The sequence below is a fragment of the Leclercia sp. EC_58 genome (genome assembly GCF_019584355.1).
Taxonomy (GTDB): Bacteria; Pseudomonadota; Gammaproteobacteria; order Enterobacterales; family Enterobacteriaceae; genus Enterobacter.
Genome location: NZ_VDAM01000001.1, coordinates 674,883 through 689,984, shown reverse-complemented (window position 1 = coordinate 689,984; position 15,102 = coordinate 674,883). Strand labels below are relative to the sequence as shown.

At 50.9% G+C, this 15,102-nt stretch carries 28 protein-coding genes; 25 read left to right on the top strand and 3 right to left on the bottom strand.

Annotated elements, in window-relative coordinates; all coding sequences use genetic code 11:
- Positions 1–13 precede the first annotated feature (13 nt).
- The 25 genes from rplV to FHC51_RS03375 all read left to right on the top strand — a co-directional run bounded on the left by rplV (position 14) and on the right by FHC51_RS03375 (position 11,836).
- On the top strand, positions 14–346 hold the full coding sequence (gene rplV, locus FHC51_RS03495; protein ID WP_002919773.1) for a 50S ribosomal protein L22: 333 nt from the start codon (positions 14–16) through the stop codon (positions 344–346).
- Between the two features lie 17 nt (positions 347–363).
- Positions 364–1,065, top strand: coding sequence for a 30S ribosomal protein S3 (rpsC, locus tag FHC51_RS03490; protein ID WP_000529945.1), 702 nt, complete (start codon positions 364–366; stop codon positions 1,063–1,065).
- Between the two features lie 12 nt (positions 1,066–1,077).
- Positions 1,078–1,488, top strand: a complete 411-nt coding sequence (gene rplP / locus FHC51_RS03485; protein ID WP_002919759.1) for a 50S ribosomal protein L16 — start codon at positions 1,078–1,080, stop codon at positions 1,486–1,488.
- On the top strand, positions 1,488–1,679 hold the full coding sequence (gene rpmC / locus FHC51_RS03480; RefSeq protein WP_032614707.1) for a 50S ribosomal protein L29: 192 nt from the start codon (positions 1,488–1,490) through the stop codon (positions 1,677–1,679). Before rplP ends, rpmC begins: the two co-directional genes overlap by 1 nt.
- Complete coding sequence (gene rpsQ, locus FHC51_RS03475; RefSeq protein ID WP_008457160.1) at positions 1,679–1,933, top strand: 30S ribosomal protein S17; 255 nt, start codon at positions 1,679–1,681, stop codon at positions 1,931–1,933. The genes rpmC and rpsQ overlap by 1 nt, the downstream gene beginning before the upstream one ends.
- Positions 1,934–2,098: 165 nt before the next feature.
- Positions 2,099–2,470, top strand: coding sequence for a 50S ribosomal protein L14 (gene rplN, locus FHC51_RS03470; protein WP_002919748.1), 372 nt, complete (start codon positions 2,099–2,101; stop codon positions 2,468–2,470).
- 10 nt (positions 2,471–2,480) lie between these two features.
- Complete coding sequence (gene rplX, locus FHC51_RS03465; protein ID WP_000729185.1) at positions 2,481–2,795, top strand: 50S ribosomal protein L24; 315 nt, start codon at positions 2,481–2,483, stop codon at positions 2,793–2,795.
- Between the two features lie 14 nt (positions 2,796–2,809).
- Positions 2,810–3,349 (top strand): 50S ribosomal protein L5, encoded by a 540-nt coding sequence (gene rplE / locus FHC51_RS03460; protein ID WP_007702494.1) that lies wholly within the window; start codon positions 2,810–2,812, stop codon positions 3,347–3,349.
- 14 nt (positions 3,350–3,363) lie between these two features.
- The gene (gene rpsN, locus FHC51_RS03455; RefSeq protein WP_042396030.1) at positions 3,364–3,669 is read left to right on the top strand and encodes a 30S ribosomal protein S14; all 306 of its coding nucleotides are present in this window, start codon (positions 3,364–3,366) and stop codon (positions 3,667–3,669) included.
- 33 nt (positions 3,670–3,702) lie between these two features.
- Positions 3,703–4,095 (top strand): 30S ribosomal protein S8, encoded by a 393-nt coding sequence (rpsH, locus tag FHC51_RS03450; RefSeq protein ID WP_003031127.1) that lies wholly within the window; start codon positions 3,703–3,705, stop codon positions 4,093–4,095.
- Between the two features lie 12 nt (positions 4,096–4,107).
- The gene (gene rplF, locus FHC51_RS03445; RefSeq protein WP_103177266.1) at positions 4,108–4,641 is read left to right on the top strand and encodes a 50S ribosomal protein L6; all 534 of its coding nucleotides are present in this window, start codon (positions 4,108–4,110) and stop codon (positions 4,639–4,641) included.
- 9 nt (positions 4,642–4,650) lie between these two features.
- On the top strand, positions 4,651–5,004 hold the full coding sequence (gene rplR / locus FHC51_RS03440; protein ID WP_039076817.1) for a 50S ribosomal protein L18: 354 nt from the start codon (positions 4,651–4,653) through the stop codon (positions 5,002–5,004).
- A gap of 14 nt (positions 5,005–5,018) precedes the next feature.
- Positions 5,019–5,519, top strand: coding sequence for a 30S ribosomal protein S5 (gene rpsE, locus FHC51_RS03435; protein WP_007369821.1), 501 nt, complete (start codon positions 5,019–5,021; stop codon positions 5,517–5,519).
- A 6-nt stretch (positions 5,520–5,525) separates the two neighbouring features.
- Positions 5,526–5,705: a 50S ribosomal protein L30 gene (gene rpmD / locus FHC51_RS03430; RefSeq protein WP_003863301.1), complete on the top strand. Its 180-nt coding sequence runs from the start codon at positions 5,526–5,528 to the stop codon at positions 5,703–5,705.
- Positions 5,706–5,708: 3 nt separating this feature from the next.
- Positions 5,709–6,143 carry a 50S ribosomal protein L15 gene (rplO, locus tag FHC51_RS03425; RefSeq protein WP_039032065.1) on the top strand — a complete coding sequence of 145 codons (435 nt, stop codon included), beginning with the start codon at positions 5,709–5,711 and terminating at the stop codon, positions 6,141–6,143.
- A 7-nt stretch (positions 6,144–6,150) separates the two neighbouring features.
- Complete coding sequence (gene secY, locus FHC51_RS03420) at positions 6,151–7,482, top strand: preprotein translocase subunit SecY (protein WP_103177265.1); 1,332 nt, start codon at positions 6,151–6,153, stop codon at positions 7,480–7,482.
- A 31-nt stretch (positions 7,483–7,513) separates the two neighbouring features.
- Complete coding sequence (rpmJ, locus tag FHC51_RS03415; protein WP_000868187.1) at positions 7,514–7,630, top strand: 50S ribosomal protein L36; 117 nt, start codon at positions 7,514–7,516, stop codon at positions 7,628–7,630.
- Between the two features lie 146 nt (positions 7,631–7,776).
- Complete coding sequence (gene rpsM / locus FHC51_RS03410; protein ID WP_003031135.1) at positions 7,777–8,133, top strand: 30S ribosomal protein S13; 357 nt, start codon at positions 7,777–7,779, stop codon at positions 8,131–8,133.
- 16 nt (positions 8,134–8,149) lie between these two features.
- Positions 8,150–8,539 (top strand): 30S ribosomal protein S11, encoded by a 390-nt coding sequence (gene rpsK, locus FHC51_RS03405; RefSeq protein WP_003863312.1) that lies wholly within the window; start codon positions 8,150–8,152, stop codon positions 8,537–8,539.
- 34 nt (positions 8,540–8,573) lie between these two features.
- Entirely contained in the window at positions 8,574–9,194 is a 621-nt protein-coding gene (gene rpsD, locus FHC51_RS03400) for a 30S ribosomal protein S4 (RefSeq protein WP_032614687.1), read from the top strand.
- A 25-nt stretch (positions 9,195–9,219) separates the two neighbouring features.
- The gene (locus FHC51_RS03395) at positions 9,220–10,209 is read left to right on the top strand and encodes a DNA-directed RNA polymerase subunit alpha (RefSeq protein ID WP_002919219.1); all 990 of its coding nucleotides are present in this window, start codon (positions 9,220–9,222) and stop codon (positions 10,207–10,209) included.
- A gap of 40 nt (positions 10,210–10,249) precedes the next feature.
- On the top strand, positions 10,250–10,633 hold the full coding sequence (gene rplQ, locus FHC51_RS03390) for a 50S ribosomal protein L17 (RefSeq protein WP_001216368.1): 384 nt from the start codon (positions 10,250–10,252) through the stop codon (positions 10,631–10,633).
- Between the two features lie 105 nt (positions 10,634–10,738).
- Positions 10,739–11,107, top strand: coding sequence for a DUF1992 domain-containing protein (locus tag FHC51_RS03385; protein WP_114316547.1), 369 nt, complete (start codon positions 10,739–10,741; stop codon positions 11,105–11,107).
- Positions 11,108–11,109: 2 nt separating this feature from the next.
- The gene (zntR, locus tag FHC51_RS03380; protein ID WP_103825482.1) at positions 11,110–11,535 is read left to right on the top strand and encodes a Zn(2+)-responsive transcriptional regulator; all 426 of its coding nucleotides are present in this window, start codon (positions 11,110–11,112) and stop codon (positions 11,533–11,535) included.
- A gap of 55 nt (positions 11,536–11,590) precedes the next feature.
- Positions 11,591–11,836 (top strand): alternative ribosome-rescue factor A, encoded by a 246-nt coding sequence (locus FHC51_RS03375; protein WP_220434899.1) that lies wholly within the window; start codon positions 11,591–11,593, stop codon positions 11,834–11,836.
- Here the strand turns inward: FHC51_RS03375 and mscL are convergent.
- From mscL to rsmB, 3 genes are all read right to left on the bottom strand, one after another.
- Positions 11,804–12,220 carry a large-conductance mechanosensitive channel protein MscL gene (gene mscL, locus FHC51_RS03370; protein ID WP_103177261.1) on the bottom strand — a complete coding sequence of 139 codons (417 nt, stop codon included), beginning with the start codon at positions 12,218–12,220 and terminating at the stop codon, positions 11,804–11,806. The genes FHC51_RS03375 and mscL overlap by 33 nt on opposite strands.
- Before the next feature lie 148 nt (positions 12,221–12,368).
- Positions 12,369–13,745 carry a Trk system potassium transporter TrkA gene (gene trkA, locus FHC51_RS03365; RefSeq protein ID WP_103177260.1) on the bottom strand — a complete coding sequence of 459 codons (1,377 nt, stop codon included), beginning with the start codon at positions 13,743–13,745 and terminating at the stop codon, positions 12,369–12,371.
- 22 nt (positions 13,746–13,767) lie between these two features.
- Entirely contained in the window at positions 13,768–15,054 is a 1,287-nt protein-coding gene (gene rsmB / locus FHC51_RS03360; protein ID WP_220434898.1) for a 16S rRNA (cytosine(967)-C(5))-methyltransferase RsmB, read from the bottom strand.
- Positions 15,055–15,102 lie beyond the last annotated feature (48 nt).

Here is a 15,102-nt window from a genome sequence, read left to right as displayed (position 1 = left end):
GTAGGAGGAAGAGATGGAAACTTTAGCTCAACATCGCCATGCTCGTTCTTCTGCTCAGAAGGTTCGCCTTGTTGCTGACCTGATTCGCGGTAAGAAAGTGTCGCAGGCCCTGGATATTCTGACCTACACCAATAAGAAAGCGGCTGTACTGGTCAAGAAAGTTCTGGAATCTGCCATTGCTAACGCTGAACACAACGATGGCGCTGACATTGACGATCTGAAAGTTGCGAAAATTTTCGTAGACGAAGGCCCGAGCATGAAGCGCATTATGCCGCGTGCGAAAGGTCGTGCAGATCGCATCCTGAAGCGCACCAGCCACATTACTGTGGTTGTGTCCGATCGCTGAGACTCTGGAGACTAGCAATGGGTCAGAAAGTACATCCTAATGGTATTCGCCTGGGTATTGTAAAACCATGGAACTCAACCTGGTTTGCGAACACCAAAGAATTCGCTGACAACCTGGACAGCGATTTTAAAGTACGTCAGTACCTGACTAAGGAACTGGCTAAAGCGTCCGTATCTCGTATCGTAATCGAGCGTCCGGCTAAGAGCATCCGTGTAACCATTCACACTGCTCGTCCTGGCATCGTTATCGGTAAGAAAGGCGAAGACGTAGAAAAACTGCGCAAGGTCGTAGCGGATATCGCTGGCGTTCCTGCACAGATCAATATCGCTGAAGTTCGTAAGCCTGAACTGGACGCAAAACTGGTTGCTGACAGCATCACTTCTCAGCTGGAACGTCGTGTTATGTTCCGTCGTGCTATGAAGCGTGCTGTACAGAATGCAATGCGTCTGGGCGCTAAAGGTATCAAAGTTGAAGTTAGCGGCCGTCTGGGCGGCGCGGAAATCGCACGTACCGAATGGTACCGCGAAGGTCGCGTACCGCTGCACACTCTGCGTGCTGACATCGACTACAACACCTCTGAAGCGCACACCACTTACGGTGTAATCGGCGTTAAGGTATGGATCTTCAAAGGTGAGATCCTGGGTGGTATGGCTGCTGTTGAACAACCGGAAAAACCGGCTGCGCAACCTAAAAAGCAGCAGCGTAAAGGCCGTAAATAAGGAGCGTCGCTGATGTTACAACCAAAGCGTACAAAATTCCGTAAAGTGCACAAAGGCCGCAACCGTGGTCTGGCGCAGGGTACGGATGTTAGCTTCGGCACTTTCGGTCTGAAAGCTGTTGGCCGTGGTCGTCTGACTGCACGTCAGATCGAAGCAGCACGTCGTGCTATGACCCGTGCAGTTAAGCGTCAAGGTAAAATTTGGATCCGTGTATTCCCGGACAAACCAATTACCGAGAAGCCGCTGGAAGTTCGTATGGGTAAAGGTAAAGGTAACGTGGAGTACTGGGTTGCCTTGATTCAGCCGGGCAAAGTCCTTTATGAAATGGACGGTGTTCCGGAAGAGCTGGCCCGTGAAGCCTTCGGCCTGGCAGCAGCGAAACTGCCTATCAAAACCACCTTTGTAACTAAGACGGTGATGTAATGAAAGCAAATGAGCTGCGTGAAAAAAGCGTAGAAGAGCTGAACGCTGAGCTGCTGAACCTGCTGCGTGAGCAGTTCAACCTGCGTATGCAGGCTGCAAGTGGCCAGCTGCAACAGACTCACCTGCTGAAGCAAGTGCGTCGTGATGTTGCACGCGTTAAGACTTTACTGACTCAGAAGGCGGGTGCGTAATGACCGATAAAATCCGTACTCTGCAAGGTCGTGTTGTTAGCGACAAAATGGAGAAATCCATCGTTGTTGCTATCGAGCGCGTTGTGAAACACCCGATCTACGGTAAATTCATCAAGCGTACGACCAAACTGCACGTACATGACGAGAACAACGAATGTGGTATCGGTGACGTGGTAGAAATCCGCGAATGCCGTCCACTGTCCAAGACTAAGTCCTGGACGCTGGTTCGCGTTGTAGAGAAAGCGGTTCTGTAATAGAGTAGCCTTCTCGATACGAATAAACGGCTCAGCGATGAGCCGTTTATTTTTTCTACCCATATTGCAGAAGCGGTGTTATAATGCCGCGCCCTCGATATGGGGCTTTTTAACGGCTCTGATTTTAGAGTCTCAGGTAGTAGTTGACATTAGCGGAGCACTAAAATGATCCAAGAACAGACTATGCTGAACGTCGCCGACAACTCCGGTGCACGTCGCGTAATGTGTATCAAGGTTCTGGGTGGCTCGCACCGTCGCTACGCAGGCGTAGGCGACATCATCAAGATCACCATCAAAGAAGCAATTCCACGTGGTAAGGTCAAGAAAGGTGATGTGCTGAAAGCGGTAGTGGTGCGCACCAAGAAGGGTGTTCGTCGCCCTGACGGTTCTGTCATTCGCTTCGATGGTAATGCATGCGTTATTTTAAACAATAACAGCGAGCAGCCTATCGGCACGCGTATCTTTGGGCCGGTAACTCGTGAACTTCGTACTGAGAAGTTCATGAAAATTATCTCTCTGGCACCAGAAGTACTCTAAGGAGCGAATCATGGCAGCGAAAATCCGTCGTGATGACGAAGTTATCGTGTTAACCGGTAAAGATAAAGGTAAACGCGGTAAAGTAAAAAATGTCCTGTCTTCCGGCAAGGTCATTGTTGAAGGTATCAACCTGGTTAAGAAACATCAGAAGCCGGTTCCGGCCCTGAACCAGCCAGGTGGCATCGTTGAAAAAGAAGCTGCTATTCAGGTTTCTAACGTTGCAATCTTCAATGCGGCAACCGGCAAGGCTGACCGTGTAGGCTTTAGATTCGAAGACGGCAAAAAAGTCCGTTTCTTCAAGTCTAACAGCGAAACTATCAAGTAATTTGGAGTAGTACGATGGCGAAACTGCATGATTACTACAAAGACGAAGTAGTTAATAAGCTCATGACTGAGTTTAACTACAATTCTGTCATGCAAGTCCCTCGGGTCGAGAAGATCACCCTGAACATGGGTGTTGGTGAAGCGATCGCTGACAAGAAACTGCTGGATAACGCAGCAGCTGACCTGGCAGCTATCTCCGGTCAAAAACCGTTGATCACCAAAGCACGCAAATCTGTTGCAGGCTTCAAAATCCGTCAGGGCTATCCGATCGGCTGTAAAGTAACTCTGCGTGGCGAACGCATGTGGGAGTTCTTTGAGCGCCTGATCACTATTGCTGTACCTCGTATCCGTGACTTCCGTGGCTTGTCCGCTAAGTCTTTCGACGGTCGTGGTAACTACAGCATGGGTGTCCGTGAGCAGATCATCTTCCCAGAAATCGACTACGATAAAGTCGACCGCGTGCGTGGTTTGGATATTACCATTACCACTACTGCGAAATCTGACGAAGAAGGCCGTGCTCTGCTGGCTGCCTTTGACTTCCCGTTCCGCAAGTAAGGTAGGGTTACTGAATGGCTAAGCAATCAATGAAAGCACGCGAAGTAAAGCGCGTAGCTTTAGCTGATAAATTCTTCGCTAAACGCGCTGAACTGAAAGCGATCATTTCTGATGTGAACGCTTCCGACGAAGATCGTTGGAATGCAGTTCTCAAGCTGCAGACTCTGCCGCGTGATTCCAGCCCGTCTCGTCAGCGTAACCGCTGCCGTCAAACTGGTCGTCCGCACGCTTTCCTGCGGAAGTTCGGGTTGAGCCGTATCAAGGTCCGTGAAGCCGCAATGCGCGGTGAAATCCCGGGTCTGAAAAAGGCTAGCTGGTAATTGTCACCAATTGAATCACGGGAGTAAAGACAGATGAGCATGCAAGATCCGATCGCGGATATGCTGACCCGTATCCGTAACGGTCAGGCCGCGAACAAAGCTGCGGTCACCATGCCTTCCTCCAAGCTGAAAGTGGCAATCGCCAACGTGCTGAAGGAAGAAGGTTTTATCGAAGATTTTAAAGTTGAAGGCGACACCAAGCCTGAACTGGAACTTACTCTTAAGTATTTCCAGGGCAAGGCTGTTGTAGAAAGCATTCAGCGTGTCAGCCGCCCAGGTCTGCGCATCTACAAACGTAAAGATGAGCTGCCAAAAGTTATGGCCGGCATGGGTATCGCAGTTGTTTCTACCTCTAAAGGTGTTATGACTGATCGTGCAGCGCGCCAGGCTGGTCTTGGTGGCGAAATTATCTGCTACGTAGCCTAATCGGAGGAAAAAATGTCTCGTGTTGCTAAAGCACCGGTCGTTGTTCCTGCCGGCGTTGATGTAAAAATCAACGGTCAGGTTATTACGATCAAAGGTAAAAACGGCGAGCTGACTCGTACTCTCAACGATGCTGTTGAAGTTACTCATGCAGATAACGCTCTGACTTTCGGCCCACGTACTGGTTACGTTGATGGCTGGGCTCAGGCTGGTACCGCGCGTGCCCTGCTGAACTCAATGGTTATCGGTGTTACCGAAGGCTTCACTAAGAAGCTGCAGCTGGTTGGTGTAGGTTATCGTGCAGCGATCAAAGGGAACGCAGTAAGCCTGGCTCTGGGCTTCTCTCACCCTGTTGAACACGCGCTGCCAGCAGGTATTACTGCAGAATGCCCGTCTCAGACTGAAATCGTGCTGAAAGGCGCTGATAAACAGCTGATCGGTCAGGTTGCAGCAGATCTGCGCGCCTACCGTCGTCCTGAGCCTTACAAAGGCAAGGGTGTTCGTTACGCCGACGAAGTCGTGCGTACCAAAGAGGCTAAGAAGAAGTAAGGTAACACTATGGATAAGAAATCTGCTCGTATCCGTCGTGCGACCCGCGCACGCCGCAAGCTCAAAGAGCTGGGTGCAACTCGCCTGGTGGTACATCGTACCCCGCGTCACATTTACGCACAGGTAATTGCACCGAACGGTTCTGAAGTTCTGGTAGCTGCTTCTACTGTAGAAAAAGCTATCTCTGAACAATTGAAGTACACCGGTAACAAAGACGCCGCTGCAGCTGTAGGTAAAGCTGTTGCTGAACGCGCTCTGGAAAAAGGCATCAAAGATGTTTCCTTTGACCGTTCCGGGTTCCAATATCATGGTCGTGTCCAGGCACTGGCAGATGCTGCCCGTGAAGCTGGCCTTCAGTTCTAAGGTAGAGGTGTAAGATGGCTCACATCGAAAAACAAGCTGGCGAACTGCAGGAAAAGCTGATCGCGGTTAACCGCGTATCTAAAACCGTTAAAGGTGGTCGTATTTTCTCCTTCACAGCTCTGACTGTAGTTGGCGATGGTAACGGTCGCGTTGGTTTTGGTTACGGTAAAGCGCGTGAAGTTCCAGCAGCGATCCAGAAAGCGATGGAAAAAGCCCGTCGCAATATGATTAACGTCGCGCTGAACCACGGCACCCTGCAGCACCCAGTTAAGGGTACTCACACGGGTTCTCGTGTCTTCATGCAGCCGGCTTCCGAAGGTACCGGTATCATCGCCGGTGGTGCAATGCGCGCCGTTCTGGAAGTCGCTGGGGTTCATAACGTTCTGGCTAAAGCATACGGTTCCACCAACCCGATCAACGTGGTTCGTGCAACTATTGATGGCCTGGAAAATATGAAATCTCCAGAAATGGTCGCTGCCAAGCGTGGTAAATCCGTTGAAGAAATTCTGGGGTAATTGACCATGGCAAAGACTATTAAAATTACACAAACCCGCAGTGCAATCGGACGTCTGCCGAAACACAAGGCAACGCTGCTTGGCCTGGGTCTGCGTCGTATTGGTCATACCGTTGAGCGCGAGGATACTCCTGCTGTACGTGGTATGGTCAACGCGGTTTACTTCATGGTTAAAGTTGAGGAGTAAGAGATGCGTTTAAATACTCTGTCTCCGGCCGAAGGCTCTAAAAAGGCGGGTAAACGCCTGGGTCGTGGTATCGGTTCTGGCCTCGGCAAAACCGGTGGTCGTGGTCACAAAGGTCAGAACTCTCGTTCTGGCGGTGGCGTACGTCGCGGTTTCGAGGGTGGCCAGATGCCACTGTACCGTCGTCTGCCGAAGTTCGGCTTCACCTCTCGCAAATCAGCGATCACAGCCGAAGTTCGTCTGTCTGACCTGGCGAAAGTTGAAGGCGGCGTTGTAGACCTGAACACGCTGAAAGCAGCAAACATTATCGGTATTCAGATCGAGTTCGCGAAAGTGATCCTGTCTGGTGAAGTTTCTACCCCGGTAACTGTTCGTGGCCTGCGTGTTACTAAAGGTGCTCGTGCTGCTATCGAAGCTGCTGGCGGTAAAATTGAGGAATAAGTAGCAGATGGCTAAACAACCGGGATTAGATTTTCAAAGTGCCAAAGGTGGGCTTGGCGAACTGAAACGCAGACTTTTGTTTGTGATCGGTGCGCTGATTGTTTTCCGTATTGGCTCTTTTATTCCGATCCCTGGTATTGATGCCGCTGTACTTGCCAAACTGCTTGAGCAACAGCGTGGCACCATCATTGAAATGTTTAACATGTTCTCTGGTGGTGCTCTCAGCCGTGCTTCTATCTTTGCTCTGGGTATCATGCCTTATATTTCGGCATCGATTATTATCCAGCTGCTGACGGTCGTTCATCCGGCCCTGGCAGAACTGAAGAAAGAAGGGGAGTCTGGTCGTCGTAAGATCAGCCAGTACACCCGCTACGGTACTCTGGTGCTGGCAATATTCCAGTCGATCGGTATTGCTACCGGTCTACCGAATATGCCTGGTATGCAGGGCCTGGTTATTAACCCAGGCTTTGCATTCTATTTCACCGCTGTTGTAAGTCTGGTTTCAGGAACAATGTTCCTGATGTGGCTCGGCGAACAAATTACTGAACGTGGTATCGGTAACGGTATTTCGATCATTATTTTCGCCGGTATTGTTGCGGGACTCCCGCCAGCCATTGCCCATACTATCGAGCAAGCGCGTCAAGGCGACCTGCACTTCCTCCTGTTGCTGTTGGTTGCAGTATTAGTATTTGCAGTGACGTTCTTTGTTATTTTCGTTGAACGTGGTCAACGCCGCATTGTGGTAAACTACGCGAAACGTCAGCAAGGCCGTCGTGTCTATGCTGCACAGAGCACACATTTACCGCTGAAAGTGAATATGGCAGGGGTAATCCCGGCAATCTTTGCTTCCAGTATTATTCTGTTCCCGGCGACCATCGCGTCATGGTTCGGGGGCGGGACTGGTTGGAACTGGCTGACAACAATTTCGCTGTATTTGCAGCCTGGGCAACCGCTTTATGTGTTACTCTATGCGTCTGCGATCATCTTCTTCTGTTTCTTCTACACGGCGTTGGTCTTCAACCCGCGTGAAACAGCAGATAACCTGAAGAAGTCCGGTGCATTTGTACCAGGAATTCGTCCGGGAGAGCAAACGGCGAAGTATATCGATAAAGTAATGACCCGCCTGACTCTGGTTGGTGCGCTTTATATTACCTTTATCTGCCTGATCCCGGAGTTCATGCGTGATGCAATGAAAGTACCGTTCTACTTCGGTGGGACCTCACTGCTTATCGTTGTTGTCGTGATTATGGACTTTATGGCTCAAGTGCAAACTCTAATGATGTCAAGTCAGTACGAGTCTGCATTGAAGAAGGCGAACCTGAAAGGCTACGGCCGCTAATAGGTCGCCCGAGAAGTTACGGAGAGTAAAAATGAAAGTTCGTGCTTCCGTCAAGAAATTATGCCGTAACTGCAAAATCGTTAAGCGTGATGGTGTCATCCGTGTGATTTGCAGTGCCGAGCCGAAGCATAAACAGCGCCAAGGCTGATTATTTCGCATATTTTTCTTGCAAAGTTGGGTTGAGCTGGCTAGATTAGCCAGCCAATCTTTTGTATGTCTGTACGTTTCCATTTGAGTATCCTGAAAACGGGCTTTTCAGCATGGTGCGTACATATTAAATAGTAGGAGTGCATAGTGGCCCGTATAGCAGGCATTAACATTCCTGATCAGAAACATGCTGTGATCGCATTAACTTCGATCTATGGCGTCGGCAAGACCCGTTCTAAAGCCATTCTGGCTGCAGCGGGTATCGCTGAAGATGTTAAGATCAGTGAGCTGTCTGAAGAACAAATCGACACGCTGCGTGACGAAGTTGCCAAATTTGTCGTTGAAGGTGATCTGCGCCGTGAAGTTAGCATGAGCATCAAGCGCCTGATGGATCTTGGTTGCTATCGCGGTTTGCGTCATCGTCGTGGTCTGCCAGTGCGCGGTCAGCGTACTAAGACCAACGCACGTACCCGTAAGGGTCCGCGCAAACCGATCAAGAAATAATCGGGGTGATTGAATAATGGCAAAGGCACCAGTTCGTGCACGTAAGCGTGTAAGAAAACAAGTCTCTGACGGCGTGGCTCATATCCATGCTTCTTTCAACAACACCATCGTTACTATTACTGATCGTCAGGGTAACGCGCTGGGTTGGGCAACAGCCGGTGGTTCCGGTTTCCGTGGTTCTCGCAAATCCACTCCGTTCGCAGCTCAGGTTGCAGCAGAGCGTTGCGCTGAAGCCGTAAAAGAATACGGCATCAAGAATCTGGAAGTTATGGTAAAAGGTCCGGGTCCGGGTCGCGAATCTACCGTTCGTGCTCTGAACGCCGCTGGTTTCCGCATCACTAATATTACTGATGTGACTCCGATCCCTCATAACGGTTGTCGTCCGCCGAAAAAACGTCGCGTATAACGCGTTCGTTTTCCAGGTTTGTTGGAGATAGAAAATGGCAAGATATTTGGGTCCTAAGCTCAAGCTGAGCCGTCGTGAGGGCACCGACTTATTCCTTAAGTCTGGCGTTCGCGCGATCGATACCAAGTGTAAAATTGAACAAGCTCCTGGCCAGCACGGTGCGCGTAAACCGCGTCTGTCTGACTATGGTGTGCAGTTGCGTGAAAAGCAAAAAGTTCGCCGTATGTACGGTGTGCTGGAGCGTCAGTTCCGTAACTACTATAAAGAAGCAGCACGTCTGAAAGGCAACACCGGTGAAAACCTGTTGGCTCTGCTGGAAGGTCGTCTGGACAACGTTGTATACCGTATGGGCTTTGGCGCCACTCGTGCTGAAGCACGTCAGATGGTTAGCCATAAAGCAATCATGGTAAACGGTCGTGTTGTTAACATCGCTTCTTATCAGGTTAAAGCGAATGACGTTGTTAGCATTCGTGAGAAAGCGAAAAAGCAATCTCGCGTGAAAGCCGCTCTGGAGCTGGCTGAGCAGCGTGAAAAGCCAACCTGGCTGGAAGTTGATGCTGGCAAGATGGAAGGTACGTTCAAGCGTCAGCCAGAACGTTCTGATCTGTCTGCGGACATTAACGAACACCTGATCGTCGAGCTTTACTCCAAGTAAAGCTTAGTACCAAAGAGAGGACACAATGCAGGGTTCTGTGACAGAGTTTCTAAAACCGCGCCTGGTAGATATCGAGCAAGTGAGTTCGACGCACGCCAAGGTGACCCTTGAGCCTTTAGAGCGTGGCTTTGGCCATACTCTGGGTAACGCACTGCGCCGTATTCTGCTCTCATCGATGCCGGGTTGCGCGGTGACCGAGGTTGAGATTGATGGTGTACTTCATGAGTACAGCACCAAAGAAGGCGTTCAGGAAGATATCCTTGAAATCCTGCTCAACCTGAAAGGGCTGGCGGTGAGAGTTCAGGGTAAAGATGAAGTTATTCTTACTCTGAATAAATCTGGCATTGGCCCTGTGACTGCAGCCGACATCACCCACGACGGTGATGTTGAAATCGTCAAGCCGCAGCACGTGATCTGCCACCTGACCGATGAGAACGCAGCTATTAGCATGCGTATCAAAGTTCAGCGCGGTCGTGGTTATGTGCCGGCTTCTGCCCGAATTCATTCGGAAGAAGATGAGCGCCCAATCGGCCGTCTGCTGGTCGACGCATGCTACAGCCCTGTAGAGCGTATTGCCTACAATGTTGAAGCAGCGCGTGTAGAACAGCGTACCGACCTGGACAAGCTGGTCATCGAAATGGAAACCAACGGCACAATCGATCCTGAAGAGGCGATTCGTCGTGCGGCAACCATCCTGGCAGAACAACTGGAAGCTTTCGTTGACTTACGTGATGTACGTCAGCCGGAAGTGAAAGAAGAGAAACCAGAATTCGATCCGATCCTGCTGCGCCCTGTTGACGATCTGGAATTGACTGTCCGCTCTGCTAACTGCCTCAAGGCAGAAGCTATCCACTATATCGGTGATCTGGTACAGCGTACCGAGGTTGAGTTGCTGAAAACGCCGAACCTGGGTAAAAAATCTCTTACTGAGATTAAAGACGTGCTGGCTTCACGTGGTCTGTCTCTGGGCATGCGCCTGGAAAACTGGCCACCAGCAAGCATTGCTGACGAGTAACCGGATCACAGGTTAAGGTTTTACTGAGAAGGATAAGGTCATGCGCCATCGTAAGAGTGGTCGTCAACTGAACCGCAACAGCAGCCATCGCCAGGCTATGTTCCGCAACATGGCAGGTTCACTGGTTCGTCATGAAATCATCAAGACGACCCTGCCTAAAGCGAAAGAGCTGCGTCGCGTAGTTGAGCCGCTGATTACTCTTGCCAAGACTGACAGCGTTGCTAATCGTCGTCTGGCATTCGCCCGTACTCGTGATAACGAGATCGTGGCAAAACTGTTTAACGAACTGGGCCCGCGTTTCGCGAGCCGTGCCGGTGGTTACACTCGCATTCTGAAGTGTGGCTTCCGTGCAGGCGACAACGCGCCGATGGCTTACATCGAGCTGGTTGATCGTTCAGAGAAAGCAGAAGCTGCTGCAGAGTAATCTGCAGTAACGTAAAAAAACCCGCCCCGGCGGGTTTTTTTATATCTGCTGAATCCCCATTTTCTACACTACTCTTATTCTTTTCCTTCTTTCTGGAGTTTTGCTATGTGGTTATTGGACCAATGGGCAGAACGACACATTCTGGATGCCCAGCGCCAGGGTGAATTCGATGACCTGCCCGGCAGTGGCCAGCCGCTGAAACTGGATGATGATTCACATGTCCCCCCAGAGCTTAGAGCAGCCTACCGCATGTTAAAAAATGCGGGTTGCCTCCCTCCTGAACTTGAACAGCGTAAAGAGGCGATCGAGCTGTCTCATTTGCTCACCACAGTCAAAGAGGGCACTGCAGCGCATGCGGATTACGCTCGCCGTCTCGCCCTTCTGGAACTAAAGCTGCGCCAGGCGGGAGCGAGTACGGAGTTTCTGCGCGGGGATTATGCTGAACGTCTAATGCAAAAAATGAAGGAGGAGTAGCGATGTATCGTATTGGTGAGCTTGCGAAGCTGGCTGAGGTTACCCCTGATACTATTCGTTATTACGAAAAGCAGCAGATGATGGAGCATGAGATTCGCACTGAAGGGGGCTTCCGGCTTTATACCGACCGGGATCTTCAGCGCCTTAAGTTTATTCGTCATGCGCGACAGCTGGGGTTTACCCTGGAATCGATCCGCGAGCTACTGTCGATCCGTATCGATCCCGAGCATCACACCTGCCAGGAATCAAAAAGTATTGTGCAGGCGAGATTGAGTGAAGTCGAAGCGCGTATCGAAGAGCTTCAAACCATGCGGCTCTCTTTACAGCGGTTGAACGATGCCTGTTGCGGTACTGCACATAGCAGCGTTTACTGTTCTATTCTGGAAACCCTTGAACAAGGGGCGAATGGTGAGTCTCGCGGGTGTTGATTTTATTGTCAGCACCTTCTACACTTGCGTCGATATTTTGAACACTGGAGAAAGTATGAGCCATTATCAACACAAGAAAGGTCAGATCAACAACAATGCCATTGAGGCGTTACTGCATGATCCTTTATTCAGACAGCGGATCGAGAAGAACAAGAAAGGGAAAGGAAGTTATCTGCGCAAAACTAAACATGCAAAACGGGGTAACTGGGAGGCCAGTGGCAAGCAAGCGAATCGCTTACTTACCACTGGCCTTCTTGCTTTGAGTGGCTTACAAAGTGCGGTTGTTCTGCGCTTTCAGTAAGTCACGAATTTCAGTAAGCAGCACTTCTTCTTTCGATGGGGCTGGCGGCGCAGCCGGTTCTTCTTTTTTCTTACGGTTTAATTTGTTGATGAGCTTAATGGCCATAAAGATGGCGAAAGCAACAATCATGAAATCAAATACGTTTTGAATAAACACGCCATAGTGCATTACCACCGCAGGGACATCACCTTGCGCTTCCCGCAGCGTTATGGCGAATTGCTTGAAATCTATTCCGCCAATTAAAAGGCCCAGTGGTGGCATGATGATATCTGCAACCAGTGATGAAACGATCTTGCCAAACGCCGCACCAATAATCACACCCACAGCCAAATCCACTACGTTTCCGCGCATCGCAAATTCGCGAAATTCTTTAATAAAACTCATTTTGTTCTCCTTGTGCCAGCTGACAAATACAAGTCTAACAAATCATTAGCGGATTGCCATTGAAGAGAGACGTACGTCACAGAAATATAACCCTTACATATTATTGGGTTAAAAAGAAAAGGTGCTGAAAACAGCACCTTTGCAAGCGTCAGAGGAAGAAAGGACTTGGCTGGAATAAGCGCTCGACGTCGGTAATAAACTTTTTGTCTGTCAGGAACATAATAACGTGATCGCCCTGCTCAATGCGTAGATTGTCATTAGCGATCATGACATCGTTACCCCGCACTACTGCACCAATGATAGTGCCCGGCGGGAGCTTAATCTCATCGATGGTACGCCCAACCACACGGGAGGTGCTCTCGTCGCCATGCGCCACGGCTTCGATAGCTTCTGCCACTCCACGACGGAGGGAAGACACGCCAACGATATCCGCTTTTCGCACGTGACTCAGAAGGGCAGAGATAGTGGCCTGTTGCGGCGAAATCGCAATATCGATAACGCTTCCCTGCACCAGATCGACATAGGCTTTGCGCTGGATAAGCACCATAACCTTTTTCGCACCCATCCGTTTTGCCAGCATCGCTGACATGATGTTGGCTTCGTCGTCGTTGGTAACCGCAATGAAAAGATCAACCTGATCGATATGCTCTTCGGCAAGCAGCTCCTGATCCGACGCATCGCCATAAAAAACGATCGTATTTTGCAGTTTTTCTGCCAGTTCAGCGGCGCGCTGTTGATCCCGTTCGATCAATTTCACGCTATAATCTTTTTCCAGCTGCCGGGCCAGGCCAGCGCCGATATTACCGCCCCCGACCAGCATGATGCGCTTATAGGGTTTTTCCAGTCGCTGAAGCTCGCTCATTACCGCACGGATGTGCTGTGACGCGGCGATAAAGAAAACCTCGTCACCGGCTTCGACAATGGTAGAGCCTTGTGGACGAATAGGGCGGTCATGACGGAAAATCGCGGCGACGCGCGTATCGATGTGCGGCATATGTTCGCGCATCGTAGAGAGTGCGTTACCGATCAGCGGGCCGCCATAGTAGGCTTTCACCACCGCAAGACTGACCTTGCCCTCTGCGAAATTCACTACCTGCAGTGCGCCCGGGTATTCAATCAGGCGATAAATACTGTCGATAACCAGCTGTTCCGGCGCGATTAAGTGGTCGATTGGCACCGCATCGGACTGAAACAACTTATCGGCGTCACGAACGTAATCCGGCGAACGTATACGCGCGATTCGGTTTGGGGTATTAAATAACGAATAGGCCACCTGACAGGCCACCATATTCGTTTCATCAGAACTGGTGACAGCAACCAGCATGTCTGCGTCGTCCGCTCCGGCTTCACGCAACACGCGTGGATGAGAGCCATGCCCCTGTACCACCCGCAGATCGAATTTATCCTGCAGGCCGCGCAGACGATCGCCATTAGTATCAACGATAGTGATGTCGTTATTCTCACCGACCAGGTTTTCTGCCAGCGTACCGCCTACCTGCCCCGCGCCCAGAATGATTATCTTCATATCTTGTGACCCGTTATCAACATCACTCTTTGATTAGCTTAGCGTAAAAGAAACCGTCGCCTTCTTCTGCCCCTGGCAGGTTTTGCTTGCCGGGCAGTTCTGGTGTGCCGGTCAGATGCAGGCGGGCATCAGGTGTGCGCTTCAGGAACGCAGCGATCTGCTGGCTATTCTCTTCCGGCAGAACAGAACAGGTGGCATAAACCAGCGTCCCGCCTGTTTTCAGATGCGGCCAGATAGCGTCGAGGATCTCTGACTGCAACTGTGCCAGTTCGTTGATATCCCGGTCGCGGCGCAACCATTTGATATCCGGATGGCGGCGGATAACGCCGGTCGCTGAGCAAGGGGCATCCAGTAAAATGCGATCGAACTGCTCATCCCCGCACCACTGCCCAGGCGTACGTCCGTCACCCTGCTTAACCTCCGCCTTCATACCCAGACGTTTGAGATTATCGTAGACACGCGAAAGACGCTGTTCGTCAACGTCGACAGCCATCACGTTCGCCTGTGGTGCGACTTCCAGGATATGCGTTGTCTTACCGCCTGGCGCGGCGCAAAGATCGAGGATCCGCTCGCCATTCTGCGGCTCAAGCCAGGTCATGCAACCCTGGGCTGAAGCGTCCTGAACGGTAACCCAGCCCTGTTCAAAGCCAGGCAGAGCATGTACCGGTGCAGGGGCCGCCAGGCGCACTGCATCGCTGTATTCAGGATGAGGGAACCCGGTCATCCCGGCCTCTTCCAGTAATGCCAGCCAGGCATCCCGGGTGTGGTGATTGCGGTTAACGCGTAGCCACATAGGTGGACGCTGGTTATTGGCATTAATTAGCGCTTCCCACTGCTCAGGATAGTCTTTTTGCAGACGCTTTAATAACCAGTCAGGATGCAGGAAACGTTTTTCCGTGCGGGCAAACTCAGCCAGTAATTCATCTTGCTGACGTTGGAACTGTCGCAACACGCCGTTGATCAACCCTTTCAGCTGCGGGCGTTTTACCGCAACCGCGCCTTCTACGGTCTCTGCCAGTGCGGCATGAGGTGGAATGCGGGTATGCAGCAGCTGATAGAAGCCGACCATGATCAGGTAGTGAATGACGCGTTGCTTGCCCGCCATCGGGCGCGCCATAAGTTTTCCGATCAGCCACTCCATCTGGGGTAACGTGCGCAGAACACCAAAGCACAACTCCTGAAGCAGCGACTTATCTTTATCGGAAACCTTTTGCTGTAACGGTGGCAGGACATTGCTCAGGGACTGACCCTGCTCGACCACTTGCTCAATCGCCTGTGCTGCCAGGCTGCGTAAATTTTGTTTTTTCATAACCGCAAAAATAAAAATGCCCGGAAACACCGGGCCTTAATTTGAGAT

Bases quoted from the DNA above. Each gene is read 5' to 3' on its own strand.
- rplV (WP_002919773.1), top strand. From the start codon at position 14: ATGGAAACTTTAGCTCAACATCGCCATGCTCGTTCTTCTGCTCAGAAG.
- rpsC (WP_000529945.1), top strand. From the start codon at position 364: ATGGGTCAGAAAGTACATCCTAATGGTATTCGCCTGGGTATTGTAAAA.
- rplP (WP_002919759.1), top strand. From the start codon at position 1,078: ATGTTACAACCAAAGCGTACAAAATTCCGTAAAGTGCACAAAGGCCGC.
- rpmC (WP_032614707.1), top strand. From the start codon at position 1,488: ATGAAAGCAAATGAGCTGCGTGAAAAAAGCGTAGAAGAGCTGAACGCT.
- rpsQ (WP_008457160.1), top strand. From the start codon at position 1,679: ATGACCGATAAAATCCGTACTCTGCAAGGTCGTGTTGTTAGCGACAAA.
- rplN (WP_002919748.1), top strand. From the start codon at position 2,099: ATGATCCAAGAACAGACTATGCTGAACGTCGCCGACAACTCCGGTGCA.
- rplX (WP_000729185.1), top strand. From the start codon at position 2,481: ATGGCAGCGAAAATCCGTCGTGATGACGAAGTTATCGTGTTAACCGGT.
- rplE (WP_007702494.1), top strand. From the start codon at position 2,810: ATGGCGAAACTGCATGATTACTACAAAGACGAAGTAGTTAATAAGCTC.
- rpsN (WP_042396030.1), top strand. From the start codon at position 3,364: ATGGCTAAGCAATCAATGAAAGCACGCGAAGTAAAGCGCGTAGCTTTA.
- rpsH (WP_003031127.1), top strand. From the start codon at position 3,703: ATGAGCATGCAAGATCCGATCGCGGATATGCTGACCCGTATCCGTAAC.
- rplF (WP_103177266.1), top strand. From the start codon at position 4,108: ATGTCTCGTGTTGCTAAAGCACCGGTCGTTGTTCCTGCCGGCGTTGAT.
- rplR (WP_039076817.1), top strand. From the start codon at position 4,651: ATGGATAAGAAATCTGCTCGTATCCGTCGTGCGACCCGCGCACGCCGC.
- rpsE (WP_007369821.1), top strand. From the start codon at position 5,019: ATGGCTCACATCGAAAAACAAGCTGGCGAACTGCAGGAAAAGCTGATC.
- rpmD (WP_003863301.1), top strand. From the start codon at position 5,526: ATGGCAAAGACTATTAAAATTACACAAACCCGCAGTGCAATCGGACGT.
- rplO (WP_039032065.1), top strand. From the start codon at position 5,709: ATGCGTTTAAATACTCTGTCTCCGGCCGAAGGCTCTAAAAAGGCGGGT.
- secY (WP_103177265.1), top strand. From the start codon at position 6,151: ATGGCTAAACAACCGGGATTAGATTTTCAAAGTGCCAAAGGTGGGCTT.
- rpmJ (WP_000868187.1), top strand. From the start codon at position 7,514: ATGAAAGTTCGTGCTTCCGTCAAGAAATTATGCCGTAACTGCAAAATC.
- rpsK (WP_003863312.1), top strand. From the start codon at position 8,150: ATGGCAAAGGCACCAGTTCGTGCACGTAAGCGTGTAAGAAAACAAGTC.
- rpsD (WP_032614687.1), top strand. From the start codon at position 8,574: ATGGCAAGATATTTGGGTCCTAAGCTCAAGCTGAGCCGTCGTGAGGGC.
- FHC51_RS03395 (WP_002919219.1), top strand. From the start codon at position 9,220: ATGCAGGGTTCTGTGACAGAGTTTCTAAAACCGCGCCTGGTAGATATC.
- rplQ (WP_001216368.1), top strand. From the start codon at position 10,250: ATGCGCCATCGTAAGAGTGGTCGTCAACTGAACCGCAACAGCAGCCAT.
- FHC51_RS03385 (WP_114316547.1), top strand. From the start codon at position 10,739: ATGTGGTTATTGGACCAATGGGCAGAACGACACATTCTGGATGCCCAG.
- zntR (WP_103825482.1), top strand. From the start codon at position 11,110: ATGTATCGTATTGGTGAGCTTGCGAAGCTGGCTGAGGTTACCCCTGAT.
- FHC51_RS03375 (WP_220434899.1), top strand. From the start codon at position 11,591: ATGAGCCATTATCAACACAAGAAAGGTCAGATCAACAACAATGCCATT.
- mscL (WP_103177261.1), bottom strand. From the start codon at position 12,220: ATGAGTTTTATTAAAGAATTTCGCGAATTTGCGATGCGCGGAAACGTA.
- trkA (WP_103177260.1), bottom strand. From the start codon at position 13,745: ATGAAGATAATCATTCTGGGCGCGGGGCAGGTAGGCGGTACGCTGGCA.
- rsmB (WP_220434898.1), bottom strand. From the start codon at position 15,054: ATGAAAAAACAAAATTTACGCAGCCTGGCAGCACAGGCGATTGAGCAA.